Raw genomic sequence first — 24,457 nt, 5'->3', positions numbered from 1 at the left:
CCGCGGCGCCGTAACGCCGGAAACGCCTCATGATCGCGCCGAACCCCATCACCAACCCGACGCCGAACCATCGCCCACGTCAGGCCCAGAGCTGGCCGTCCAAGCGGTCTTCGGCTTCGTCGAGCGTGCCTTCGTAGGCGCCGGTGGACAAGTACTTCCAGCCGCCGTCGGCGACAATAAACGCGATGTCGGCGCTGCGTTCCGCGGCGACCGCCTTGCCGGCCATGCCCAACGCGGCGTGCAGGACCGCTCCGGTGGAGATGCCGGCGAAGATGCCCTCGCGTTCGAGCAGTTCGCGCGTGCGCTGTACCGCCTCGCGCGGGCCGACGGAGTAGCGCGAGGTCAGCACCGACTCGTCGTAGAGCTCGGGGACGAACCCTTCATCGAGGTTGCGCAGCCCATAAACCAGTTCGCCGTAGCGCGGTTCCGCGGCGACGATCTGCACGTCGGGCAGCTTCTCGCGCAGATACCGGCCGACACCCATCAAGGTGCCGGTGGTTCCGAGTCCGGCGACGAAGTGCGTGATCTCGGGCAAGTCCTCGAGCAGCTCCGGGCCGGTCGTCTCGTAGTGGGCGAGAGCGTTGCCGGCGTTGCCGTACTGATAGAGCATGACCCAGTCCGGGTTCTCGGCGGCCAGCCCCTTGGCCACCCGCACCGCTTCGTTCGATCCGCCGGCCGCCGGCGACGCGATAATCTCCGCGCCCCACATCCGCAGTAGCTGACGGCGCTCCTCGGAGGTGTTCTCCGGCATGACACAGATCAGCCGATACCCCTTGAGTTTGGCCGCCATGGCCAGCGAGATCCCAGTGTTGCCCGAGGTCGGCTCGAGAATCGTGGCGCCGGGGGCCAGCCGCCCGTCAGCTTCGGCGGCCTCGATCATCCGCAGCGCCGGGCGGTCTTTCACCGATCCGGTCGGGTTGCGGTCTTCGAGTTTGGCCCAGAGGCGAACGTCGGGCGACGGCGACAGGCTCGGTAGCCCGACCAGCGGCGTCCGGCCAACGGAGTGCAGTAGCGACGGGTACCGCATCAGGGCGTCACGCAGGCCCGCCGCCCGCGACGGCCGGCAGCACCGTGACCACGTCGCCGTCGGACACCGGCGTCTTCTCCCCTTCGAGGAAGCGGACATCCTCGTCGTTGAGATAGACGTTCACGAACCGACGCAACGTGCCGTTCTCGATCAGCCGGTCACGCAGTCCGGCATGCCGCGACTCGAGATCGTCGATCAGGGCCGCCAAGGTGTCACCGTGGCCCTCGACAGACTTCGCGCCGTCGGTGTACTGGCGCAGGATCGTGGGGATTCGGACCTCGACGGCCATGGGACGCGCTCCTGAGTGATGGGTAGACGGACCTTCAACAGTGGAAACGATGGCAGGCGGTGCCATCATTCCCCATCGATGATCTTTACCTCTTCTTCGGTCACCTCGCCGTCGACGATGCGGAAGGATCGGAACTGCGTCTCGCCCTCGATGGCGTCCGAGACCAGCACGTAGTGCGCATTCGGCTCGGAGGCGTAGGCGACGTCGGTCCGCGACGGGTAAGCCTCGGTGTCGGTGTGTGAGTGGTAGATGACGACGGGCTCCTCGTCGCGCTCGTCCATCTCCTTGTACAGCCGCAGCAGATCCATCGAGTCGAACTCGTAGAACGTTGGCGAGCGCGCGGCGTTGATCATGGGGATGAACCGCTCTGGCCGATCGGAACCGGCCGGGCCGGCGATGACACCGCAGGCTTCGTCCGGGTGGTCCCGGCGGGCGTGGGCGATGATGGCGTCGACGAGGTCGCGGCGGATGGTCAGCACGGCTCCCAAGGATACGTGGGCGGCCGCGCGACCGGGTCACCACCAGGCGTTCTGTCGCATCACCAGGCGTGCACGGGTGGTGTGGCAGGCAATTGCCAAGTGAACATGATCATTTCGGAGTCGAGCCGGCGGAGAAGTCAGTCGAGGCCGGCAGACAGGGTGCGCACGAGCGTCTCCTGGACCCAGCCGAGCCAGTCGTAGACGTCGTGGACGTGACGGCGCGGGTCGTTCTCGTCCAGCGCCTGCCACTGCTCGTCGTCGCCCTCGCTGACCCCGAGGCGGGTTCCCAGGGCCAGGCGCAGGTCGGTCAACGTCCGCAGCCACGCCTGCGATTCGTCGCCGTCCAGTTCGATCCGGATCTTCTCGCGCGGCTTGCTGGAATCGTTGGCCAGCCCGTCCTCGGCCGTGGCCAGCGACGCCAGCACGGTGGCTGCCGTGCCGGCCTTGGCCTCGCGCAGGCCGCGCTCGGTGAACCGGCGGAAGTCCGAGGCGGCTTCGTCGTCGTCGGGGTAGGCATCGGGGAACAGCCGTAGCAGGACGGGGTCGGTGGGGCGCTTTTGTTCTTCGTCGCTGAGTCCGAGCTCGGCGGCCCAGCCGGTGTCGCCAGGACTGGCGGCGTGCTCGTCGCGGACCAGTTCGAGTAGCTGCCCGACCAGCGAACGCAGCAGCTCTATCTCGACGGTGTGGAAGGAAGCGGCGACACCGCCGCCTCGGGCCCGACGGAACGCGGTACTCAGACTCGGTCCCCCGCCTTCTGCAACGTCGCCCACAAGCCATACGAGTGCATGGCCTCCACGTCCCGTTCCATCTCCTCCCGCGTCCCGGAGGACACCACGGCCTTACCCTTCTCATGCACCTCGAGCATGAGCTTCTCGGCCTTGACCTTCGGATAGGCGAAGTATGTCTGAAAAACGTAGGTCACGTAGGACATGAGGTTGACCGGATCGTTCCAGACGACCGTGACCCATGGCACGTCGGCCACGGGGGCCTCCTCGGCCTCCGGGCGCTCGATCTCAACGGGTGCGGTCATCACGACCCCCTATGGTGTCATCTCCGGCCATCACCCGGCGTTTGCCCGCCCCGGCAGGTGGTGTACATGCACAGCTCACGTCGCTCCGCACGAGCCAACACCCCATCATCCCTCTTGAGACCGTCCCGGCGCCAGTCTGGCGCGCTGCTGGGCTCGTACGCCGGTTAGCGCATAGTCTGGTGCCTGTGTCGGGTACGACTGCGCTGCTCACCGACCAGTACGAGCTGACGATGCTCCAGGCCGCGCTGGCCAGGGGGACCGGTCAGCGCCGGTCGGTCTTCGAGGTCTTCGCCCGGCGGTTACCCGAGGGCCGCCGGTACGGCGTCGTCGCCGGAACCGGCCGCCTGCTCCAGGCGATCGAGTCGTTCCGCTTCGACGACGACGTATTGGCGTTCCTGCGCGAGACCGACGTGGTCGACGACGCGACCGTGGAGTGGCTGTCCGAATACCGCTTCACCGGCGACATCTGGGGTTACGGCGAAGGAGATGCGTACTTCCCGTACTCGCCGCTGCTCGTGGTCGAAGGCACGTTCGCCGAAGCGGTCCTGCTCGAGACGCTCGCGCTGTCGATCCTCAACTTCGACTCCGCCGTCGCGTCGGCGGCCTCACGGATGACCGGAGCCGCGGGCGAACGCCCCTGCATCGAGATGGGCTCGCGACGCACCCACGAGCACGCTGCCGTCGCAGCGGCCCGAGCGGCCTACATCGCCGGCTTCGAGTCCACGAGCAACTTGGAAGCCGGCCGGCAGTACGGCGTGCCCACCCGCGGCACCAGCGCACATTCGTTCACCCTGCTGCACGACTCCGAGCACGACGCGTTCACCGCCCAGGTCGACTCCCTCGGGAAGAAGACCACATTGCTGGTCGACACCTACGACGTCGCCGAAGCGGTGAAGACCGGCATCCGCATCGCCGGGCCGGACCTCGGTGCGGTGCGCCTGGACTCCGGCGACCTGGTGTCGCTGGCCAGCGAGGTCCGGGCGCAACTCGACGCGCTCGGCGCCACCGCCACCCGCATCGTCGTCACCAGCGACCTCGACGAGCACGCCATCGCCGCGCTGGCCTCGGCGCCCGTCGACGTCTACGGCGTCGGCACATCGCTGGTCACCGGGGCCGGCGCGCCGACGGCCGGGCTGGTCTACAAGCTGGTCGCTCGTGAAAGTGACGACGGCGACATGATCTCGGTCGAGAAGAGCAGCCCCGGCAAATCCAGCAGGGGCGGGCGGAAGTACGCGATGCGCCGACGCGACCCGCGCGGCATCGCCCGCGCCGAGGTCCTCGGTGTCGGTCACGAACCCGCCGACGACGGCGACGACCGCCCGTTGCTGCGTCCACTCGTCCGCTCGGGCGAGATCGTCGGGCACGAGCCCCTCGACGCCGCCCGCCGTCGCCATGCCGCCGCGCGAGCCGAACTCCCCCCGACCGCGTTGCAGATGTCCCGCGGAGAACCCGCGATCCCCACGCTGTACGAGGAGTCTTCATGACGCGCGCACTGATCGTCGTCGATGTGCAGAACGACTTCTGCGAAGGCGGAGCGCTCGCCGTCAACGGCGGCGCCGACACCGCCTACGCGATCTCAGAGGTGCTGAAAGAGTGGGTCGAAGCGGACGAGGGCGAGCGCCGCTACGACTACGTGGTCGCCACTCGTGACCACCACATCGACCCCGGCGACCACTTCTCTGACGATCCCGACTACGTCACCAGCTGGCCGCCGCACTGCGTGGCGGGCACCGACGGCGCAGCCCTACATCCCAATCTCGACCCACAGCCGTTCGACGCCGTGTTCAACAAGGGCGAGTACTCCCACGGCTACTCCGGTTTCGAAGGACGGTGCCAGGACGGGTCCAGCCTCGAGGAATGGCTGCGCTCGCGCGGCGTGACCGATGTCGATGTGGTCGGTATCGCCACCGACCATTGCGTGCGCGCCACCTCCATCGACGCAGCCCGTGCGGGTTTCAACTCGCGCGTGCTGCTCGACCTCACCGCCGGGGTGTCGAGCCAGACGACGCAGCGAGCGCTGGAGGACATGCGCGCCGCCGGAGTCCAGCTGGAGGGCAAACCGGTCGTCCGCGCGGCGTAGGCGGGCGTCGCCCCACTCCTGGAGACTTTTCCACTCATCCCGCGCGCCGGAAGGGTGAACAACCCTCCACCAGAGGGCTGTGTTGGTGGGTCGTGAAGATCGTCGTGTGAGCCCCGACCGAATCCGGTCGGTCGTGAAGATCGTCGTGTGACCTCGGGCCGAATCCGCCGGTCGTGAAGATCGTCGTGTGACCTCGAGCCGAATCCGCCGGTCGTGAAGATCGTCGTGTGAAGATCCGCACCCTATACCGGCAAATTCAGCCACGACGATCTTCACGACCAGCCGAACCCCGCAACCAACCACACGACGATCTTCACGACGCGGGCAGGACGCCAGGCGCTCCAGGCTGCCTCGCCCCACACCGGGGTCGGTAGTCTCCCGCGGGTGAGCACCAGCACCCCTGCGGCATGGTTGATCGCCGGCGCGCCCGGCGCGGGCAAGACGACGGTGGCCCGGATGCTGGCCGACCGGCTCGAGCCCGTTCCGGCGCTGCTGGACAAGGACACCATCTACGCCTCGTTCGTCGTGGCGACGCTGGCTGCCGCGGGGCGACCGTTCGGCGAGCGTGAGGGGCCGTGGTACGACGAGCACATCAAGGTGCACGAGTACACCGGGATCGCCGACACCGCGCGCGAGATCCGCTCTGCCGGTTGCCCGGCCCTGCTCGTCGCGCCGTTCTCCGAGCAGATCCGTCACAAGGACCGCTGGGCCGACTACGTCGAGCGCCTCGGTGGTGACCCGGTGCGGCTGGTCTGGGTGCGCTCGGACCCCGGCACGCTACGCGCCCGGATCGTCGAACGCGGCAACGACCGCGACGCGCAGAAACTCGCCAACTTCGATGCGTTCACTGCCGCTACGCGGCCCGACGAGCCCCCGCCGGTCCCCCATCACGAGATCGACAACCGGCACGGCGCGCCGCCACTGGACCAGCAGGTCGAACGCCTGCACGCCGCGACCGGCCCCGTGAAGGGAACGACCTAGCGACGCCGCTTGCGCCGAGTCTTCTTCTTCGGCTCCGGCGCGCCGAGGATGCCCTGACCCACCAGCGTCAGCCCGGCCCCCACGAGCCAGATGTCCTTGGCCAAGGCCATGCCCTCATGACTGGGCCGAATGCCGTCGTCGAGGGTCATGGACGGCGTCTTGAAGTACATACCGACGAGGCTGGCACCGAACCCGGTCAGCGCGACCCCGGCGAGGGTGGCAGGCACCATCGGCACGAGCAGGGCGGCGCCGACGGCCATCTCGCTGTAGGCGAGCAGCTGGGCGAACTTCTTCGGTTGCATGTTCCGGAACAGCGCGGGATAGGTGCCAGCCGCCGAAGCGTGCAGGAAGTTGGCCGTGTCGTCGTCGGCGCCCAGCTTGCTGATGCCGGAGTTGAGGATGTACGCGCCGGTCGCGGCGCGAAGTGGCAGGTGGGTCGGATGCATGACGACTCCTCGATGTGGGTGCCTAGAGCTGGCGCATGTTCGTCCGGGCCAGGTCGATGAGCTCGGTGCCCTTGCCGGACAGCACCGTGCGCACGGCGAACAGGGCGAACCCCTTGGCCTGCTCGAAGGTGATGGCCGGCGGGATCGACAGCTCCTGCCGGTCGGTCAGCACGTCGAGAATGGCCGGTCCGTCGTGGGCGAGGAACTGTTTGACCGCGGCCGGGAGATCATCGGAGCGCTCCACCCGCCAACCCTTGATCCCCAAGGCGTCACCGACCTTGGCGAAGTCCGGGTTGTCCAGTGAGGTCCCGAAGGTCACGAACCCGGCGGCCTTCATCTCCAACTCGACGAAGTTCAGGGAGGAGTTGTTGAACACGACGACCTTCACCGGCAGCCGCGTCTGGGTCAGCGTGATCAGTTCACCCATGAGCATGCTCAGCCCGCCGTCTCCCGCGAGAGCCACCACCTGGCGATCCGGGAAGGCGGCTTGCACGCCGATGCCGTGTGGCAGCGCGTTGGCCATAGAGCCGTGGTTGAACGACCCGATCAGCCGCCGGGCGCCGTTCATGTGCAGGTAGCGCGCAGCCCACACCACCGGTGAGCCGACGTCGGGAATGAACACGGCGTCGTCGGCGGCGGCCTCGTCGATGAGCCGGACGAGGTACTGCGGGTGGATCGGCGCCGAACCACGACTCGGCGTAGCCAGCGCGTCGAGCTCCTTCCGGGCCCGTGCGTAGTGCTTGACCATGGTGTCGAGGTGCTTGCTCGACTGCTTCACCGTCAGCTGCGGCAACAGCGCCTGGATGGTCTCTTTCACGCCGCCGACGAGGCCGATGTCGACCTTGGTCCGGCGACCGAGCTGCGCGCCGCGCACATCGACCTGGACGACGGTCGCATTGCGGGGAAAGAACTGTTGATACGGGAAGTCGGTGCCCAGCATCAGCAACGTGTCGCAGCGCTCCATCGCGCGATAGCCCGACGAGAACCCGAGCAGGCCAGTCATGCCGACGTCGTACGGATTGTCGTACTCCACGAACTCCTTGCCGCGCATGGCATGCACGACCGGAGCTTTGAGCACGCCGGCCAACTCGACCAACTCGTCGTGGGCGTCGCGGCAGCCCGCACCGGCGAGGATGGTCACCTTCGATCCGGCGTCGAGCGCGTCGACCGCACCGGCCAGTGCGCCGGGATCGGGCGCCGTGCGGGCCGGCGCGGCGGTGATGCGTTCGGGTTCGGCGTCGACCTTGCTCAACCCGACGTCGCCGGGAATGACCAGGACGGCGACACCGCGCTTGGAGATGGCCTCGCGCATGGCGATGCGAAGCAGGCGGGGCGCCTGTTCGGCATGGGCGACGTGCTCGACGTAGACGCTGCACTCGCGGAACAGCTCCTGCGGGTGGGTCTCCTGGAAGTAGCCGGACCCGATCTCCTCACTGGGAATGTGCGCGGCGATGGCCAGCACCGGAACGCGCGATCGCTGCGCGTCGTACAGACCGTTGATCAGGTGCAGGTTGCCGGGCCCGCAGCTTCCGGCACACACCGCGAGCTCGCCGGTCACCTCGGCCTCCGCCGCGGCGGCGAACGCGGCGGCCTCCTCGTGGCGGACGAGCAGCCACGCCAGCTCCGGACGCGTGCGCAGAGCCTCGGTGAACCCGTTCAGAGAGTCACCGGGGATGCCGTAGACGCGGCGTACACCGCTGGCGACGAGAGTGTCGGCGATGAAATCGGCAACGGTGGCCATCAGTCTCCTTCGAGAACCGCGGACCCCGTGGCCCGCCTGGTGTCGCACCTACCCAGCGGGCCGGATTTCACGCTAGCCGAACCATCCCTCGACGACCCGGGCCACGCCGTCCTCGTCGTTGCTCGCGCACCGGTGATCGGCGGCGGCCACCGCGGCCGGGTGCGCGTTGCCAACCGCGTACGACTTCCCCGCCCAGGCCAGCATCGGGACGTCGTTGGGCATGTCGCCGAAGGCGACGACGTCGGCAGGGCCGATGCCGCGCTCGGCGCAGAACCGGGCCAGCGAGGTCGCCTTCGACACGTTCGCTGCGCTGATCTCCACCACCGCGGCGTGGCCGGAATGGGTCGCAGCCGCCAGATCACCGACGGCGGCGCTGGCCAGCGCGATGAACTCCTGAGCGTCGAGCTTCTGGTGCAAGGCGAGCAGCTTGGCCACCGGCTCGATCAGCAGCGCGTCGAGTTCGGCGACGACGGTGTCCTCGGGCGCCGGCCAGCGCCCCGGAAAGTCCGGCTCGTGCCCGTACCCCAGGTCGCGTTCGATCGCGAAGCTCACGCCAGGTGCGACCTGGCGAATCGCCTGGGCGACGGTCAGCGCGACATCGCCGGCCAGGCTGTGTCGTTCGATGACGGCACGGGCGTGCACGTCGTAGATCAGTGCACCGTTCGCGCAGATCGCCAGGCCGTGGTCGCCGACGGCGTCGGCCAGTTCGTCGATCCAGCGCGGCGGGCGGGCGGAGACGAAGAGGACCGTACAACCGTGCTGCTCGGCACGGGCCAAGGCAGCGCGGGTGCGCGGCGAGACCGTCCCGTCGGAGCGCAGCAAGGTTCCGTCGAGATCGGTGGCGATCACCCGTGGCACCACGACGCGGCTCACCCCGGCTGAGTCAGGCCGGACTGCACGGCGAAGACCACCAGTTGCGCGCGATCGCGCGCGTGCAGCTTCACCATGGCCCGACTGACGTGGGTTCGTACGGTGGCCGGGCTGACGACGAGCTCCTCGGCGATCTCGTCGTTCGACCTGCCGGTGGCGACCCATGCGACGATCTCGCGCTCGCGCTCGGTCAAGCGGTCCAGCTCCGGATGGGGCGTGGCCGCCGGCAGGTCTCGCGCACTGAACCGGTCGATGACCCGGCGCGTCACCGACGGCGACAACAGCGACGCGCCGTCGGCGACCACCCGGATGGCTTGCAGCAGCTCGTCGGGCGCGGAGTCCTTGAGGACGAAGCCACTCGCGCCGTTGCGCAAGGCTTCGAAGACGTATTCGTCCAGCTCGAACGTGGTCAGCATGATCACTTTGACGTCGGTCAGCGCAGCATCGGCGGTGATCTCGCGCAGCGCCGTCAACCCGTCCATCCCCGGCATCCGGATGTCCATCAAGACGACGTCCGGCGCGGCGCGGCGCACGACGTCGAGCCCGGTGCGTCCGTCGTCGGCCTCGCCGGCCAGTTCGGTGTCGTCCTCGGATTCCAGCAGGGTCCGCAGCCCCATGCGGACCAGGGTCTGATCGTCGACGATCACCACGCGGATCGGCCCAGGCCTGCCGTCTCCGGGCGTATTGGGCTCGGTCATGACGCCGATCCTGGCACGGAAACCTCCCGGATCGGGATCCGGGCACGCACCGCGAAGCCGCCGCCCACACCCGGGCCTGCGTCCAGGGTGCCGCCGAACGCCTCGGCGCGCGAGCGCATCCCGGCGATACCGGTCCCGCCGCCGTCGGCGCCCGGGCGGGTCGTCCCGCCGGAACCGTCGTCCACGACGTCGACCGTGAGCTCCGCGCCGTCGCGCCGGACTCGGACCTGGGCCCGGCTCGCCCCGGAATGCCGCAACACGTTGGTGAGCGATTCCTGCATGATGCGGTACGCGGCGACGGCCACGTCCGGCGGGAGGGCGTCGTCGCGGACGTCGATCTCGGCGTCGACCTCGATGCCGCCGGCGCGGATGCGCTCCAGCAATACGTCCGCCTCGGCCAAGCCCGGCGCGGGCCGGCGCGGCGCGTCGGTGTCGTCGGGTGTGCGCAGCGCCTGCAGTTCGGCGCGCAACCCGTCCAGCGACTCCTTGCTGGTGTCACGGATCGCCATCAGCGCCTCGCGGGCCTTGACCGGATTCTTCTCCAGGACGTGCAGCGCCACCCCCGCCTGCATCGCGATGACCGCCAGCCCGTGCCCCACCGAGTCGTGCAGCTCCTGTGCCATGCGCAGGCGCTCCTCGGACACCGCTCGGCGCGCCATCGCCGCACGCACGTCCCGTTCGGACTCGCGGCGGGTCCGCAGCGCCGCGCCGATCGCCAGCGGCGCGGCGAACGCGGCCAAGGTGCCGATGGTCATGAAGGCGATCGCGTTCCACGCGTTGTCCGGGCTGTCGCCCAGGTGGCGTACGAGCGTGAGGGCGAACACGACCAGCCAGTACGCGGCGACCCAACGCGCCGCGCGGAACAGCGGCAGCCGGGAGCCGACGGTGTAGGCCGCGACCAGGATGGTGAACATGATCGGCCCGTAGGGGTAGCCGATGGCCAGGTAGGCCGACACGGCCAGCGCGTTGGCGGCCAGTACGGCCGCCGGGTACCTGCGGCGCAGCACCAACGGGACGATGGCGAGCACCGCCAGCAGGTAGGCCCACACGTCCAACTCGCGCGCCCAGTCGAGCTGGTCCTCACCGGCCGGACCCATGCCACCAAGCGTGACCAGCAGCAACACCACCGTCACTCCGACGTCGGCGCCCCACGCCTTGAGCCGCTGCACTGACACCTCCGGATCCCTGCCCTGATACCTGACGACCCTAAGCGCCGCAGGTGGGCAGCGGCATCGGTCGGCCCGCGTACCCCGCCTACGCCGATCTGCGTACGTCCGATGCCGCTTGCTGCCGGACGCGCACGAGTACCGCCGGCGCGCATGCTCGGGTCATGACGAACACCATCGTGGTCACCGACCGATTGACGAAACGCTACGGCGACCGCCTCGCCGTGGACCACGTGAGCCTCACGGTGCGCCAGGGCGAGGTGTACGGCTTTCTCGGGCCGAACGGAGCCGGCAAGACGACGACGCTGCGGATGCTGCTCGGGCTGATCCGGCCCACCAGCGGCACCGCGAGTGTCCTCGGGAGCGCCCCGGGCGACCCCATGGCCGTCGCACGCACCGGTGCGCTGGTGGAGGGGCCGGGCTTCTACCCGTACCTGTCCGGTCGCGACAACCTCCGCGTGATGGCGCGCTACCAGCAAGCCGGCGACCGAGACGTCGACGAAGCGCTCGAGCGGGTCGACCTGGCCGCGCGGGGCGCCGACGCGTTCCGCTCGTACTCGCTGGGCATGAAGCAGCGTCTCGGAGTGGCCTCGACCCTGCTCGGCGGCCCGGATCTGCTGATCCTCGACGAACCGACCAACGGGCTCGACCCCGCCGGCATGGCTGACATGCGCCGGCTCATCGTCGAGCTTGCTCAGCAGGGCCAGACCGTCTTGCTCTCGAGCCATCTGCTCAGCGAGGTCCAGGAGATCTGTGACCGGGTCGGCGTCATCTCCGACGGGCGCCTGCTGACCGAAAGCACCGTCGACGACCTGCGCGGCGGGCGGTCACTGTTCGTCCGAGCCACCCCCGTGGATCGCGCTCTCGCGGTGTCGATGCAGGTGGCCGGCGAGGACGCGGTGCAGCTGCTCGACGACGGCGTCAACGTCGAGGTCGGCGCGGAGCGCGCCCCGGAGCTCGTCCGCGCGCTGATCGAGGCCGACACGGCCGTGTACGAGGTCCGCTTTTCCGAACGATCCCTCGAGGACGTCTTCTTCGAGATGACCTCGACCGAAAACTCCGCAACGACCGAGGAGGTCGTGTGATGCGTACCGAAACCAGGCCGGAATCGCCCGCCCCGAGCAGCGCGCCGGCGCAGCCAGTAGGCCGGCCAGGGGCGGCACTGATCGCCAGCAGCCGAGCCGAGTGGCTGCGGCTGCGGAAGTGGCCGGCGGTGTGGGTACTCGTCGGCACCTGGCTGCTGCTGAACCTCACGTTCGGCTATGTGTTCAACTACATCGCCTACGCCACGGACTCGGCGAACTTCGCCTCGGAGGGCGTGCCGCCCGAGGCACTTCTCGCCGACATCCTGCCGGCTGCCGTCCCGGACATCTTCGCCAATGGCATGCCGATGTTCGGCGGTGCCATCGTGATGATCCTCGGGGCACTGGCCAGCGGCAGCGGTTACGGCTGGGGCACGTGGAAGACCGTGCTGACGCAGGGACCGGGCCGGTTGGCGGCGTTCGGCGGTACGTTGGCCGCCGTGGCCGGGATGGTCCTCGTCGTGATCGCCGCGACCCTCGCAGTCGATCTGGGCGCATCCCTGCTGATCGCGGCCGTCGAGTCGCAGCCGATCACGTGGCCCGCGTGGGGTGAGCTGGCGCTGTCGGTCGGCGGCGGGACTCTGATCATGACGATGTGGGCGGCGGCAGGTGTGCTGATCGGCGTGTTGACGCGCAGCCCGGCCGTTGCCATCGGCTTGGGCCTGGTCTGGTCGCTCGTCGTCGAGAACCTGCTGCGCGGCGTGTCCGGACTGCTCGATGCCATGTCGTACGTCACCGACGTGATGCCCGGCACGGCCTCCGGTTCCGTCGCGGGGGCCCTGGGTCAGGCCACCCAGGCCGACGACGGCGGCGCGCCGGGCGTGCAGACCATCCTCGACGGTTCCACCGCTGCGATCGTCGTGACCGTGTACATCGTCGTGTTCACGGTGGCCGCGGCGATCCTCATGCGCCGCCGCGACCTCGCCTGATCCCCCCGATGCGTGCGGGCGTCAGTAGCGCAGCTCCCGCAGGTTGGCGTAGCTGTCGCACGCCGACGAGATCCCGTCCGGTTCCGGCTGGTCGTGCTCGGTGAAGTAGTAGTCGACACCGGCCAGCCGGCCGTAGGCGAAGATCCGGGCGAAGTCGATGGTCCCCTCGCCCACGTCGGCGAACGAGCCGTCGGCCGCCCGGTCCTTCACGTGCAGCAAGGCGAACCGGCCCGGATACTGCCGGAACAGCTCGACCGGATCGGCGCCGGCGTCGACCGCCCAGTACAGGTCGAGCTCCATGGTGACCAGGTTCGGGTCCGTCTCGCGCACCAGCACGTCGTAGGGCCGGACCCCGTCCTGGATCTCGAACTCGAAGCCGTGGTTGTGGTAGGCCAGCGTGATACCGGCGGCCTTCGCCACCGCGCCGGCCTCGTCGAGGACGTCGGCGATGTGGTGGTAGTCCGCCAGGCTCCACGAGCCCGAGCCCGAGATGCGGACGTACGACGCGCCGAGGCCCTTCGCGGTCTCGATGACGCCGTCGATGTCGTTCTCGATCTGGTCCGCTCCCAGCCCCACCGACGGCGCTGCCATGCCGGCGCCGGTGATCAGAGCACCGAGCTCGGCGCCGGTGTAGCCGTAGAGCCCGCTGGACGGCTCGATGTTCCGATAGCCGCAGGCGGCCAGGGCCTGCAAGGTCGCTTCGGTGTCCGGAGCCGGCATGGTGTCTCGCACCGTGTACCCGACGACGCCGATCTTGTCGTCGGGCACGGCCCGGTCGGGATCGTCGCGCACTGGGTCCGTCCCGATGCCGGACGACGCGGCGGCGCTCACGATGGCCGCCCGCTCGCGTGCGGTGATGACGCCCTCGGTGCGTAGCCGGCTGGTCAGCTCGCCCACGGTGCGGACGAAGTGGCCGTGGTTGTCGAACGGCTGCTCGTGCTCGATCACGTCCATGATCGTGCAGCCGTCGCCGACGTCGTAGTTCGGCACGCCGGAGTCGGACTGCTCACCGAACCACACCGGCACGTCGGTGGGATAGCCCGCGTAGCACCGGTCGCGCGGCTCGGTGACCTGCTCGCCGCCGACGTAGTCGATGCGATAGATCCCCGAACCGTCGTTGTGGTCGCCGCGCCCGACCCCGGAACCACTGCCGAAGTCCATGACGTACAGGGACCCGTCGGGACCGAACTCGGCCTCGAACGGAGACGTGAACGTCGCGGCGGACAGGAACGAGTTGATGGAGTGGAGGTCACCGGGCTCAGCCGGCTCGAACCGGTCGCTGGGCGCCGCTTCGCCCATGACGCTCACGGTCTTGTACCAGTTGCCGCCGTACTCGTAGATGAACCAGAGGCCGTCGTAGTACTCGGGGAACTTCGTGGCGGACTCGAGGTCCTCGTCGTAGTCGTACACCGGACCGCTCATCGGCGCACCGCCGCTGACCTCGGGGAAGTCGGCGCCGTTGCTGCCCTGGCCAGGGTGGCTGTACCAGATCAGCGGCTCTTGTGCCGGTGGCAGCTGGGTCAGCCCGGTGTTGTGCGGCGAGTCGTTGACCGGGGCGGCGCAGTCGAACTCCGCGCCGGACTCGCCGGTGGCGAAGTCGTAGTCGACGAACGCGATGTTGGGGCCCAGGCAGTACGGCCAGCCGTAGTTGCCGGCCTCGAGGATACGGTTCTGCTCGACCAGGCCGGCCGGGCCGCGCTGCGGGTCGTCGTTGCCGGCGTCCGGGCCGTAATCGGCCACCAGGAGCGCGTCGTTGGCCTCGTCGTAGCTGATCCGGAACGGGTTGCGGAAGCCCATCGCGTAGATCTCCGGGCGGGTCTTGCCGCCGCCGTCCTCGTCGCCGGTGAACAGGTTGCCCTCGGGAATCGTGTAGCTGCCGTCGTCCTCGGGGTGGATGCGGATGATCTTGCCGCGCAGGTCGTTCGTGTTGGCCGCGGTGGCCTGGGCGTCCGCGGCGCGGCGGCCGTCGCGCTCGTCGATCGGCGCGTACCCGTCGGAGTTGAACGGGTCGGTGTTGTCACCGGTGGCGATGTAGAGGTTGCCGTCGTCGTCCATGGTCAGCGAGCCGGCCATGTGCACGTTGGCCAGCAGCTCGTTGCGCCAGATGGGGAACTCGAGAATGACCTGCTCGCTGTCCATGTCGACGGTGTCGCCCACCAGGGTGAACCGCGACAGCCGATAGATCGGTTCGTCGGGCGGGACGGTGTAGAGAAGGTAGATCCAGCCGTTGTCGGCGAAGTCGTTGTCGATGGTCAGCCCGGTCAGCCCGTCCGCGGTGCGGGTGGTCGGCAGGTCGAGTTCCAGGTCGCCGGCCAGGGTGGTCGTCGGCTGGTCGCCGTCCTGGTGGATGAGCTTGATCTGGCCGGTGCGCTGGATGTAGAGCACTCGGCCGTCGGGCAACGGGGCCAGCTCGTACGGGTCGGCGAGGTCGGTGTCGTCTTCGAGCTGGACCTTGGCGAAGCTGTCCCACTCGGTGGCGGCGCAGTCGCCCGGTGCGACGCCGGCCGCCCACTCGATACCGCCGAGAATGTGCTCGAGGAACAACGGCTCGGAAAACGTCTCGCTGTGGTGGCCGCTTGCGGTGTACCACGAGCGTCCGCCGTCGTAGACCTGGCACCACGCATGCGCGTGCTCCGGCCCCTCGGTCAGGCCCTCGGGGTCGTCGGTGGTGCGGATCTCGGTGAGGACGTGCACGTCACCGTTGGGCGAGGCCTGCCAGTTGTACCACTCCTCGGTGCGCTCCCACAGCTGCGGCAGGCCCGCCGTCGACGGGTGCACCTGGTCGAGCACCTCGACCCGTCCGGGCCGCGGAGCCGGATGGTTCTGGAACTTCGCGCCGACCAGCTCGGCGTACCACGGCCAGTCCCGTTCGGTCCCGGTGGCCGAGTGCCAGCCGACGAACCCGCCCCCGCCGTTGATGAAGCGCTGGAACGCCGCACGCTGCTCGGCGTCGAGCAGATTGCCCTGGTCCGGAGTCGAGTTCGTGTTGTTGAACACGACCACGTCGAACGGCCGGAGACCCTGGTCGGTGAAGATGCTCGCATCGTCGGTGGCGGTCACGGCGAAGTCGTGGTCCGCACCCAGCTGCTGCACGGCGTCGATCCCGGCCGGAATCGAGTCGTGGTAGAAGTTCGTGACCCCGGAGAACACCAGGACGTCGAAGCGTGGTTCGTCGGCTGCGGGCTGGACCGGCTCGGCGTCGACGGCGCCGGCCTGAGCTGGCGGCCCAGCGGCGAGGAAGGGGGCAAGAACGGTTCCGGCCAGCGCGGCGATCCAGCGCGCGACGGCGGCCTTGCGGACCGTCCGGGCCGGGGGTCGAGGGGCGAGGTTACGGTCCATGATCGTCCTCCCAGGTCAGGGCGGTCGAATACTGGTAAGCGTTTTCCAAGCGCCTTCGCGCAGCCTAGAGACCCGGTAGTTGATCGGTCAAGAGTGACCTTCACCCACCTGAATGATCATGTTCACTATGCGAATCCCTGCCGCACCACCCATGCACGCATGGTGATACGACAGAACGCCTCGTGATCTGCGCCTCAACCTCGCAAGCGATGAGCCGGATGACGGCCTAGATCTTTACGAAGATCGACAAATGTGGCAATCTTCGCGGTAAAGCCCCGAGCTCGGGAGCCCCGCGATGACCCTCGCGCACGCACCGTCAGGCCCGGTCCGCCGCCGTCTCGCGGCCGTCGCCCTGCTGATCACCGCCCTCGTCACGGCGCTCGTCACGATCCCTGCCGAATCCGCCCAGCCCGCTGCGGCGCAGCCGGACCCGGACGGCATCCGACTGGAACGTGTCGACACCGATCCGGGCCTGCTGGACGAGTTGCGCACCGAACTCGGCACCGTCGACGTCGCCGACGTCCTGGACTCCGCGAACCGTACGGCCCGGGCCTGCACGCCCAGCGTCACTCATCGCAGCGCGTCCTTCTGTTGGAACTCAGGCGACGACTCCGTGAGCTACTGGATGCCCCAAGGCATCACGACCACCGGCGACGCTGACGCCTCCGGTCTGATCGACGGGCGCGAAGCCCTCCTGAGCAGCTGGTACGACAAGGACAGCGGGCGCGACATGGGGGTACGCATCAGCTTCGTCGACATGGCCGACCGCACGACTCCGGACTACCGCCACGTGCTGTTGGTCGAACCCCGCTGGGACGACGGCGAGGCGTCGTTCGGGCCGGTCAACGCCCACGCCGGCGGCATCGTGTGGTACGGCGACCAGCTCTACGTCGCCAACACCTACAACGGGCTGCGGGTGTTCGACATGGACGACCTCATGCAGGTCTCCACCGGCGACAGCAACGCGATCGGCCGGCAACCCGACGGCAGCTACCACGCGCACAACTACCGCTACGTCCTCCCTCAACAGGCGCACTACGAGCCCAGCGCGGCCGGCGGCGTACCCCGGTTCCGGTACTCCATGGTGTCGCTCGATCGCACGACCAGCCCGGACAGCATCCTGGTCAGCGAGTACGGCAACCCCGGCACCGACACCCGGATGGCGCGCTACGACATGGACGAAGCCACGCACCACATCGCCGCGGACGCCGACGGCTACGCCCGCGCCGACTGGGCGTACACAGTGGGTATCCGGGGCATGCAAGGCGCGGTGTCGGTCGACGGAACCTTCCACATCCATCGCAGCAACGGCTCGTCCACTCGCGGCGACGTGTTCATCTGGCAGCCGGGTGACTACGCGACGCCGCACAACGGCGCGGTGCCTATCGGCCCTGAGGACGTGTCGTATTGGTCACAGCATGGTGAGATCTGGTCGCAGAGCGAGTACCCCGGCCAGCGCTACGTGTATGCCTCACGAGAGGCCGACTGGTGACCGGTCCGGCTGACTGATCCAGCCGACGTCCCAGCTCAACGACGTCGTGTCGGACCTCTGAGGTCTCGCGACAGCCACCATCAGGTACTCCTCGACGCTGCTCACCGCATCCGATCTTGCGGTGAAAGCTGCCAGGAACCGACTGGAAACCACAGTCAGCTGTACTGACCGTGCCGGTCACGCACCTGGCGCTACGACATCACCATGATGAAACATGAGGGAGACCTAAACCTATGAGTTCGACGATTCCGGCGCGCACGAGCCTCACGTCCAGCCGCGGGCGTGCCCTGCGCGGCGCAGCCGCCGCGATCATCGGCCTCGGCATGCTGCTCACGTCCGCGTGTGGCTCCGACGACTCCGACGACTCCGCCTCGGCCGCCGACGACAGCAGCCAGGAACAAGCCGACGACCAGGACGACGCGGCGGCCGAGGAGGCCGACGACGCCGAGGACGCCGACGATGCAGCGGACGACGGCGGCTCCGCCTCGGACTACTGCGCGGCGCTCGAAGAGATGGGCAACGACTTCCTCAGCGGCATGAACGCCGCTCCGGGCGAGGGCGACTCCCAGTTCGCCGAGCAGCTGCAAGGCATTGCCGCCGTCGCTCCCGCGGAGATCGCCGAGGACTGGCAGGCACTGGCCGACATGTACGAAACGATCTCGACCATCGACCTGACCGACCCGGACGCTGTGGCCGAGCTCGACGCGATGGGTGACATCGATCAGGCCGGCCAGCGCATCCAGCAGCACGTCCAGGACGAGTGCGCCTGACGATCTCGACAAGATCATGGCTGCTCGACCAACCTGGGGTCTGCTGGCAGCTGCGGCACTGTTGACGGTGGCGGCGGCCGGGACGGGATCAGTACCCGGCCCGGCCGCCGCGGCCGTCGCTGCCCCAAGCGCGGACGACCATGAATCCGACTCCCCCACTGACCTCCGACCGGGCCAGGTCGTCACGGTGGCCGGCGGAGGCGATGCCGACGACGTCCCTGATGGTGGTGACGCGCGCGACCTCAAGTTCACCGACGACGTGAAGATCGACGTCGACGCGGACGGTCAGCTCTACATCATCGCCGACTGGGACGAACGGGTGTGGGCCGTGGAACCGGGCGGGCAGGTGCGAGCGCTCGTCCGCGACGACGGCTCCGCACCGTTCGAACCGGGGCATCATCCGCAAGCCGTCGCCGTCGACGAGCAGAGAACGGTGTTGCTCGGCGGCGCATTCGGGGTCATCCGGCCCGAGCCCGACGGCACGTTCACCACTGTCGCCTCTGCTGATCAGCAAGATTCCACCCCCGCCGAGTTCTACGCGTCCGACCTCGCGGCCGGCGCCGGGGGCATCTACGTGGCTGACCGCAAAGCCGACCGCGTCTACCGGATCGACACCGACGGCAACGTCACCGCGATCGCCGGTGGCGGCGATCGCGGGCTCGAGGACAGCGCAGGCGGCCCGGCCACCGAGGCGAAGATCACCAGTCCGACCAGGGTCGCGTCGGACTCGGCCGGAAACGTGTACATCGTTCATGAGACCGGCGCCGACGGCGAGACCGTCGAGGTGGTGCGTCAAGTCGCGCCGGACGGCACGATCAGCACCGTGACCGGCCTGAATCCGGTGGGTTTCGACGGCGACGGCGGCCCGGTCACCCAGGCCCGCTTCGGCGCCGTGATCGCCGGCATCGCCGTCGACTCGCATGATCGCCTCTACGTCGCCGACCACGACAACAGTCATGTTCGCCGGGTCGAACCGGACGGCACCGTCACCACCGTCGGCCCCGCCATCATGGGTCTGGACGACGTGGCCGTCAGCCCGGACGGCGAGCTCTATGCCAGCACCCCCGGCCAGGTGCGAAAGATCTCGCTGGTGCCGGACGGTGACGCGCTGGCCGGCGATTGCGCAACCGAAACCACCGACGACGGCGACCGGCCGGCTGATCCGTGGGCCGACGAGGAACCTGGCACGCTCGTCACGCTCACCGCGCAGCAGCCTGACAGCTCCGGAGCCGAACGCACCGAACTCGTCCTCGACCGACCGAGCAGCGCCACGCTGCATGTCGACGACGACGGCGTCGTCTACCTCGCCGATGTCGGCCGGCTGCTGCGGATCACGCCGGACGGCACCATCACGCCGGTCGCCGGCGACCCGGACCACGGGCACCCGCTGGAGTTCGTGCGCACGATGACCACGGGCGACGACGTACTGTACGCGGCGGCAGGGAACTCAGTCGTGAAGGTGTATCCGGACGGCGAGGTCGTGACCGTGGGTGGCGGATCCCCCACCGAGCAAGCCGCGACGGACGGCCATCGCACGTACGCAGCGCACTTGAACGCCGCCGATCTGGCCTGCGGACCGGACGACGGCTTGCTCGTCGCCGACCTCCGGAGCGGGCGGCTGCTCGCACTTCAGCCGGACGGAACCGTCGCGACCGTGGCCGACGAGTTCACCGATGCCGACAACGGCGGGCGGGTCAACGGCATCGACGTCGGACCGGACGGGCGCACCTACGTCGTCGCCTACGGCTCGGCGAACGACGGCGTCTACCGGGTCGACGCACCGGGCGAGACGGTCCCACTCACCGGCGATGACGCTGCCGCGCTCGACGAGGAGTTCGACGACATCGACGGCGAGGCCGCAGCAGACGTGCACGTGGCGTTGTTCAACGAAAGCGACGTGGCCGTCGGCCCCGACGACGCCGTCTACGTCAGCACCCACGGCGGCATCCACCGCGTCGCCGACGGCACCATCACGACCGTCCTGGAGAAGCCGAGAGGCGAGCACGGCGGGTTCAGCGGGTCTCCGCAGGCGGCGGGGCTCGCTTTCGACCCGCACGGCAACCTCTACTTCGTCGACCCGGAAGCCGAACGGGTCCGCGTTCTGGTTCGGCCCGGCGCACTCGGCGGGAACGACTGGACGCTGCGGTGGGCCCTGACCGGCGCAGTCGTGCTCGTGCTGGCGAGCGCAGCGGTGATCATGTTCCTCCGCCGCGGCTCGCGCGCCCAGTAGACCCGGTCAGGGCCACACCGCCGGCTCATGCCAAGGACCGGGCCTGCGCCGACTCCGGTGTTTGCGCTGCGTCGAGCCGCCGTCGGCGCACCAGGAACACGGCTGCGACGCCGAGCACGAGCACACCGCCGGACGCCAACCCGACCGGCGCCCACGGGAACGGTCCGGCCATCTCGCCAGGACGGACGACGGCCAGGACCTGCCGATGCGCGGAATCCATGACGTAGAGATCGTCACCCGGGCCGATCGCGAGCTCGGCCGGCCTGATCGATGTGTCGCCCTCGTCGGTGTCGCGCCGCAGCGTCGTGGTGATCGTGCCGTCCGGGTCGATCCAGCGGATGCCGTCCGACGTCGTTCGGTTCATGCAGCCAGGCATCGACCGCCACGCCGCCGTCGCCGGAGTAGCCGCTCACGCCGCGGCCCGCGACTGGAACCGCGCGTCCGGGGACGTCGACGCCCTCGGCCTGGTCAGGAGGCGATGCCTCGGCGGGCAGCGACAACGCCTCGGGCGGTGATGCGGCCGCAGCCGCGAGCAGGCCAGAGACGAGCAGAAGGGCGGACAACGATGCCCGTTTCACCACAAGATCCTCATCAGTCGGTCCGATACCGCGGGCATCATGTCCGGTGTCGCTTGCTTGCCGCTTTCCCAGCCTGTCCCGGCCGGATCCACCGGCTTGACCCGACGCCGTCGCCCGGGATCAACCGAGGCCGCCGGATCGCGTGGCACGCTGAAGCGTTCCACAAACGGGGACATATCGGGCGCGTGAGGTCACTTTCACCGTGCCACGAGGTCACTTTCGCCGTGCCACGCCGAACGCCGACGCGTCGCGCCGGCTCAGCCTTGCGGGCCGCGGCCGCTCCAGCTCCACGCGTAGGCGCCGTCGTCGGTTTCGGTCCCGGCTTCACCGATCTCGAGGGGACGGAAGGTGTCGACCATGACCGCCAACTCGTCGAAGTAGTCCTTGCCCAGGGCCCGCTCGATGGCCGCGGGCTGCGGACCGTGCGAATGCCCGCCGGGGTGCAACGTGATCGAACCCTGGCCGATACCCGAGCCCTTGCGCGCCTCGTAGTCGCCGCCGCAGTAGAACATGACCTCGTCGGAGTCGACGTTCGAGTGGTAGTAGGGCACCGGCACGGCCAGCGGGTGGTAATCGACCTTGCGGGGCACGAAGTTGCAGATGACGAAGTTGTGGCCCTCGAAAACCTGGTGGACCGGCGGGGGCTGGTGCACGCGTCCGGTGATCGGTTCGAAGTCGGCCACGTTGAACGTGTACGGGTACAGGCAGCCGTCCCAGCCGACGACGTCGAACGGGTGCGTCGGGTAGGTGACGATGCTGCCCACCAGCCCGGACGGCCCGTGGCCGCGGTGCTTGGTGTACACGTCGACGTCGCGGCCCTCGGTGATGAACGGCTCGCTCGGTGCAGTCAGGTCGCGCTCGCAGTACGGCGCGTGCTCGAGGAACTGCCCGTACCTGGACAGGTACCGCTTCGGCGGGGCGATGTGCGAGTTCGCCTCGATGCAGTAGGCGCGCAGCGGGCCCTCGCTCGTCGGCACCCACCGGTGCACCGTGGCGCGCGGGATGATCGCGTAGTCGCCGGCGCGCACCTGCAACACGCCGAACATGGTCTCCAGGGTGGCCTCGCCGTCCTCGATGTACACGCATTCGTCGCCGATGGCGTTGCGGTACAGCGGCGACGACTCGCCGGCGGCGACGTAGGCGATGCGAACGTCGCCGTTGCCCAGGAGCATCCGGCGACCGGTGACGACGTCCTGGGACTTCCACTCGTTGCGCGGGAACAGATCGTGCGTCTTGAGGTGCATCGGCTTGAGTGGATGGTTCGCCACGGTGCGGGCGTTGGGCAGCTCCCAAACTCGGGAGTCGACGATCGCCGAGGGAACGCCGGCGTGGTAAAGCAGCGACGAATCCGACGAGAAGCCTTCTTCGCCCATCAGCTCCTCGTAGTACAGAGCACCATCAGGTCGACGGAACTGGGTGTGCCGCTTGGGCGGGATCTCCCCGACGGTGCGGTAGTACATCTCGGACACCACCGATAATCCGATTATCGGACATAGCTTCCCATATATCGACCAGCGTCGGCGATAGGGCGAATGCTGTCAAGCGAGTGCGAGCGAGAGAATGAGGCCATGACCACGACGTCCCCGATGCCGCCCACGGTGCCCCCGCTGTTCGACCGGCTGGTCGACGATGCCGCCGTCTTCCCGCCCGGGAACATGCCGCTCGCCGATGCCGTGCCAGCCCATCGCCGCCACCGCAGCGCCTGGTACTCGTCGCTCGTCGGCCCGCTCCTGTGCCCGGCGTCGCAGCTGCCAGACCTGCGCCGCCTGGCCGACGACGGCGACGAGCCGCTGGGCGTGACGGTCATCGTGGACACCGGGACCGCGGGCGTCCTCGAAGCCGTCGACGAGGTCGCCAACGATTCTCAACTCACCCTGCGCAGCGTCGAGATCCCGATCCGCGGCGAGCCGCTCGCCGACTCCGCGCGCCGGATCGTCGCCGCGCTGGACGCCGCCATGGGCGGCTCGGACGACGAGGAACCGGCCTACCTCGAGGTGCCGCGAGCGCCGGGCTGGGAATCAGCCCTCGACGTCATCGCGGAGTCCGGCTATCGCGCGAAGCTGCGTACCGGCGGCGCCGACGCGTCGGCCTACCCGTCGTCGAGCGAAGTCGCCGCGTTCGTGCTGGCCTGCCTCGATCGCGGCGTCGCCGTCAAACTCACCGCGGGCCTGCACCGCGCTGTACGCCATCCCGGCCCGGACGGCGCGACCGAGCACGGCTTCCTCAACGTCTTGCTCGGCGTCGCCCGCGGGCTGGACGGCGGCGACCATGACGACATCGTCGCCGTCCTCGACCTCGACGACGCCGACCAGCTCGTCGCCCAGGTGCGCGACCTGTCGCCCGAGCACACGACGCGCCTACGCCGGTGGTTCGCGTCGTACGGATCATGCAGCATCGACGAGCCGCTGACCGACCTGATCGACCTCGGTCTGGTCACACCCCCGCAGTGAACCGCCGTCGGTGCCGCGCGACAGCGCCCGGTACGGTCATGCGCAACCACCAGGAGCCAGACGCGAGAGCGGAGCTGAACACGTGAGCACGAGTTGGCTTGACATCACCGACGACGCTGCGTTCGACGCGTACACCTTGCCCTACGGCGTGTTCTCGGCCAACGGTGAGGAACATCGTGTCGGCGTCGCGGTGGGCGATCATGTTCTCGATCTGGCGCCGCTGGCGGCGGTGTCCGCGGTCGACGGCGCGCACGTGTTCGCCCAGCCGAGCCTGAACCCGTTCATGGCCCTCGGCCCCGACGCCTGGCGGGCGGTCCGCGGATGGGTCACCGAACTGGTCACCGAAGAGCCGAATCGCGACCTCGTCGAGCCGCACCTGATTCCGCTGACCCGGGCGACGATGCATCAGCCGTTCGTCGTCGCCGACTACGTCGATTTCTACTCGTCCCAGGCGCATGCCGAGAACATGGGCAAGATCTTCCGGCCGGACTCCCCGGCGCTACCGCCGGCCTGGCGGCATCTGCCCATCGGCTATCACGGTCGCGCCGGAACCGTGGTGGTCTCCGGCAGCGACGTGGTGCGACCCAGCGGCCTCCGGACGATGGGCGACGGCGTCGAGTACGGCCCGTCGACGCGACTGGACATCGAGCCGGAGGTCGGGTTCGTCGTCGGCACGGGATCGCAGCTGGGCAGCCCTGTCTCCGTCGCCGAGTTCACCGACCACGTGTTCGGCCTCGTGCTGGTCAACGACTGGTCGGCGCGGGACATCCAGAAGTTCGA

Annotated in this window: 23 protein-coding genes; 10 read left to right on the top strand and 13 right to left on the bottom strand. The window is 69.0% G+C overall.

Annotated features, from left to right (window positions below; translation table 11 throughout):
* Positions 1-79 precede the first annotated feature (79 nt).
* The 5 genes from M6444_RS17785 to clpS form a co-directional block, all read right to left on the bottom strand.
* On the bottom strand, positions 80-1,027 hold the full coding sequence (locus tag M6444_RS17785; protein WP_298330493.1) for a cysteine synthase: 948 nt from the start codon (positions 1,025-1,027) through the stop codon (positions 80-82).
* 7 nt (positions 1,028-1,034) lie between these two features.
* Positions 1,035-1,316: a MoaD/ThiS family protein gene (locus M6444_RS17780; protein ID WP_298330490.1), complete on the bottom strand. Its 282-nt coding sequence runs from the start codon at positions 1,314-1,316 to the stop codon at positions 1,035-1,037.
* A 65-nt stretch (positions 1,317-1,381) separates the two neighbouring features.
* Complete coding sequence (locus M6444_RS17775) at positions 1,382-1,795, bottom strand: M67 family metallopeptidase (RefSeq protein ID WP_298330487.1); 414 nt, start codon at positions 1,793-1,795, stop codon at positions 1,382-1,384.
* 137 nt (positions 1,796-1,932) lie between these two features.
* Positions 1,933-2,565: a DUF2017 domain-containing protein gene (locus M6444_RS17770; protein WP_298330484.1), complete on the bottom strand. Its 633-nt coding sequence runs from the start codon at positions 2,563-2,565 to the stop codon at positions 1,933-1,935.
* Positions 2,529-2,825 (bottom strand): ATP-dependent Clp protease adapter ClpS, encoded by a 297-nt coding sequence (gene clpS / locus M6444_RS17765; RefSeq protein WP_298330482.1) that lies wholly within the window; start codon positions 2,823-2,825, stop codon positions 2,529-2,531. The genes M6444_RS17770 and clpS overlap by 37 nt, the downstream gene beginning before the upstream one ends.
* Before the next feature lie 185 nt (positions 2,826-3,010).
* Between clpS and M6444_RS17760 the strand changes: the two genes are divergently transcribed.
* The 3 genes from M6444_RS17760 to M6444_RS17750 all read left to right on the top strand — a co-directional run bounded on the left by M6444_RS17760 (position 3,011) and on the right by M6444_RS17750 (position 5,886).
* Positions 3,011-4,309, top strand: a complete 1,299-nt coding sequence (locus M6444_RS17760) for a nicotinate phosphoribosyltransferase (RefSeq protein WP_298330479.1) — start codon at positions 3,011-3,013, stop codon at positions 4,307-4,309.
* Positions 4,306-4,905 (top strand): nicotinamidase, encoded by a 600-nt coding sequence (locus M6444_RS17755; RefSeq protein ID WP_298330475.1) that lies wholly within the window; start codon positions 4,306-4,308, stop codon positions 4,903-4,905. Before M6444_RS17760 ends, M6444_RS17755 begins: the two co-directional genes overlap by 4 nt.
* A 384-nt stretch (positions 4,906-5,289) precedes the next feature.
* Positions 5,290-5,886, top strand: coding sequence for an AAA family ATPase (locus M6444_RS17750; protein ID WP_298330472.1), 597 nt, complete (start codon positions 5,290-5,292; stop codon positions 5,884-5,886).
* On the opposite strand, the gene M6444_RS17745 is transcribed toward M6444_RS17750, so the two are convergent.
* From M6444_RS17745 to M6444_RS17725, 5 genes are all read right to left on the bottom strand, one after another.
* Positions 5,883-6,332, bottom strand: coding sequence for a hypothetical protein (locus M6444_RS17745; protein WP_298330469.1), 450 nt, complete (start codon positions 6,330-6,332; stop codon positions 5,883-5,885). The genes M6444_RS17750 and M6444_RS17745 overlap by 4 nt on opposite strands.
* Before the next feature lie 22 nt (positions 6,333-6,354).
* Positions 6,355-8,073, bottom strand: coding sequence for a ubiquinone-dependent pyruvate dehydrogenase (gene poxB, locus M6444_RS17740; RefSeq protein ID WP_298330466.1), 1,719 nt, complete (start codon positions 8,071-8,073; stop codon positions 6,355-6,357).
* A gap of 72 nt (positions 8,074-8,145) precedes the next feature.
* The gene (locus tag M6444_RS17735; RefSeq protein WP_298330463.1) at positions 8,146-8,922 is read right to left on the bottom strand and encodes a Cof-type HAD-IIB family hydrolase; all 777 of its coding nucleotides are present in this window, start codon (positions 8,920-8,922) and stop codon (positions 8,146-8,148) included.
* Positions 8,923-8,942: 20 nt separating this feature from the next.
* On the bottom strand, positions 8,943-9,641 hold the full coding sequence (locus tag M6444_RS17730; protein WP_298330459.1) for a response regulator transcription factor: 699 nt from the start codon (positions 9,639-9,641) through the stop codon (positions 8,943-8,945).
* Positions 9,638-10,816, bottom strand: coding sequence for a sensor histidine kinase (locus tag M6444_RS17725; RefSeq protein WP_298330457.1), 1,179 nt, complete (start codon positions 10,814-10,816; stop codon positions 9,638-9,640). Before M6444_RS17725 ends, M6444_RS17730 begins: the two co-directional genes overlap by 4 nt.
* Before the next feature lie 155 nt (positions 10,817-10,971).
* On the opposite strand from M6444_RS17725, the gene M6444_RS17720 reads away from it, so the two are divergent.
* Both M6444_RS17720 and M6444_RS17715 read left to right on the top strand, forming a co-directional pair.
* On the top strand, positions 10,972-11,892 hold the full coding sequence (locus M6444_RS17720) for an ABC transporter ATP-binding protein (protein ID WP_298330454.1): 921 nt from the start codon (positions 10,972-10,974) through the stop codon (positions 11,890-11,892).
* Positions 11,892-12,818, top strand: coding sequence for a hypothetical protein (locus M6444_RS17715; protein WP_298330452.1), 927 nt, complete (start codon positions 11,892-11,894; stop codon positions 12,816-12,818). Before M6444_RS17720 ends, M6444_RS17715 begins: the two co-directional genes overlap by 1 nt.
* A gap of 21 nt (positions 12,819-12,839) precedes the next feature.
* Here the strand turns inward: M6444_RS17715 and M6444_RS17710 are convergent, their stop codons facing one another.
* Entirely contained in the window at positions 12,840-16,157 is a 3,318-nt protein-coding gene (locus M6444_RS17710) for a ThuA domain-containing protein (protein ID WP_298330450.1), read from the bottom strand.
* A 295-nt stretch (positions 16,158-16,452) separates the two neighbouring features.
* Between M6444_RS17710 and M6444_RS17705 the strand changes: the two genes are divergently transcribed.
* The 3 genes from M6444_RS17705 (at position 16,453) to M6444_RS17695 (ending at position 20,649) form a co-directional block, all read left to right on the top strand.
* Positions 16,453-17,649: a hypothetical protein gene (locus M6444_RS17705; protein WP_298330447.1), complete on the top strand. Its 1,197-nt coding sequence runs from the start codon at positions 16,453-16,455 to the stop codon at positions 17,647-17,649.
* 233 nt (positions 17,650-17,882) lie between these two features.
* Positions 17,883-18,419: a hypothetical protein gene (locus M6444_RS17700; protein ID WP_298330442.1), complete on the top strand. Its 537-nt coding sequence runs from the start codon at positions 17,883-17,885 to the stop codon at positions 18,417-18,419.
* Positions 18,420-18,435: 16 nt separating this feature from the next.
* Entirely contained in the window at positions 18,436-20,649 is a 2,214-nt protein-coding gene (locus M6444_RS17695) for a hypothetical protein (RefSeq protein ID WP_298330439.1), read from the top strand.
* A 25-nt stretch (positions 20,650-20,674) separates the two neighbouring features.
* Here the strand turns inward: M6444_RS17695 and M6444_RS17690 are convergent, their stop codons facing one another.
* Both M6444_RS17690 and M6444_RS17685 read right to left on the bottom strand, forming a co-directional pair.
* Positions 20,675-21,013, bottom strand: a complete 339-nt coding sequence (locus tag M6444_RS17690; RefSeq protein ID WP_298330436.1) for a hypothetical protein — start codon at positions 21,011-21,013, stop codon at positions 20,675-20,677.
* A gap of 471 nt (positions 21,014-21,484) precedes the next feature.
* Positions 21,485-22,687: a cupin domain-containing protein gene (locus M6444_RS17685; protein WP_363326416.1), complete on the bottom strand. Its 1,203-nt coding sequence runs from the start codon at positions 22,685-22,687 to the stop codon at positions 21,485-21,487.
* 108 nt (positions 22,688-22,795) lie between these two features.
* On the opposite strand from M6444_RS17685, the gene M6444_RS17680 reads away from it, so the two are divergent.
* Both M6444_RS17680 and M6444_RS17675 read left to right on the top strand, forming a co-directional pair.
* Positions 22,796-23,677, top strand: coding sequence for a hypothetical protein (locus tag M6444_RS17680; RefSeq protein WP_298330431.1), 882 nt, complete (start codon positions 22,796-22,798; stop codon positions 23,675-23,677).
* A gap of 82 nt (positions 23,678-23,759) precedes the next feature.
* The coding region (locus M6444_RS17675; RefSeq protein WP_298330428.1) for a fumarylacetoacetate hydrolase family protein at positions 23,760-24,457 on the top strand (698 nt) is incomplete at its 3' end.

This window comes from Haloactinopolyspora sp., assembly GCF_027324685.1.
GTDB lineage: Bacteria > Actinomycetota > Actinomycetes > Jiangellales > Jiangellaceae > Haloactinopolyspora.
The sequence above is the reverse complement of the archived record's forward strand: the minus strand, read 5'-3'. Positions and strand labels throughout refer to the sequence as shown.

Excerpts from the sequence above, each read along its gene's own strand:
- M6444_RS17785 (WP_298330493.1), bottom strand. The coding sequence starts at position 1,027 with ATGCGGTACCCGTCGCTACTGCACTCCGTTGGCCGGACGCCGCTGGTC.
- M6444_RS17780 (WP_298330490.1), bottom strand. The coding sequence starts at position 1,316 with ATGGCCGTCGAGGTCCGAATCCCCACGATCCTGCGCCAGTACACCGAC.
- clpS (WP_298330482.1), bottom strand. The coding sequence starts at position 2,825 with ATGACCGCACCCGTTGAGATCGAGCGCCCGGAGGCCGAGGAGGCCCCC.
- M6444_RS17755 (WP_298330475.1), top strand. The coding sequence starts at position 4,306 with ATGACGCGCGCACTGATCGTCGTCGATGTGCAGAACGACTTCTGCGAA.
- M6444_RS17745 (WP_298330469.1), bottom strand. The coding sequence starts at position 6,332 with ATGCATCCGACCCACCTGCCACTTCGCGCCGCGACCGGCGCGTACATC.
- poxB (WP_298330466.1), bottom strand. The coding sequence starts at position 8,073 with ATGGCCACCGTTGCCGATTTCATCGCCGACACTCTCGTCGCCAGCGGT.
- M6444_RS17730 (WP_298330459.1), bottom strand. The coding sequence starts at position 9,641 with ATGACCGAGCCCAATACGCCCGGAGACGGCAGGCCTGGGCCGATCCGC.
- M6444_RS17720 (WP_298330454.1), top strand. The coding sequence starts at position 10,972 with ATGACGAACACCATCGTGGTCACCGACCGATTGACGAAACGCTACGGC.
- M6444_RS17715 (WP_298330452.1), top strand. The coding sequence starts at position 11,892 with ATGCGTACCGAAACCAGGCCGGAATCGCCCGCCCCGAGCAGCGCGCCG.
- M6444_RS17710 (WP_298330450.1), bottom strand. The coding sequence starts at position 16,157 with ATGGACCGTAACCTCGCCCCTCGACCCCCGGCCCGGACGGTCCGCAAG.
- M6444_RS17705 (WP_298330447.1), top strand. The coding sequence starts at position 16,453 with ATGACCCTCGCGCACGCACCGTCAGGCCCGGTCCGCCGCCGTCTCGCG.
- M6444_RS17700 (WP_298330442.1), top strand. The coding sequence starts at position 17,883 with ATGAGTTCGACGATTCCGGCGCGCACGAGCCTCACGTCCAGCCGCGGG.
- M6444_RS17695 (WP_298330439.1), top strand. The coding sequence starts at position 18,436 with ATGGCTGCTCGACCAACCTGGGGTCTGCTGGCAGCTGCGGCACTGTTG.
- M6444_RS17690 (WP_298330436.1), bottom strand. The coding sequence starts at position 21,013 with ATGAACCGAACGACGTCGGACGGCATCCGCTGGATCGACCCGGACGGC.
- M6444_RS17685 (WP_363326416.1), bottom strand. The coding sequence starts at position 22,687 with ATGTACTACCGCACCGTCGGGGAGATCCCGCCCAAGCGGCACACCCAG.
- M6444_RS17680 (WP_298330431.1), top strand. The coding sequence starts at position 22,796 with ATGACCACGACGTCCCCGATGCCGCCCACGGTGCCCCCGCTGTTCGAC.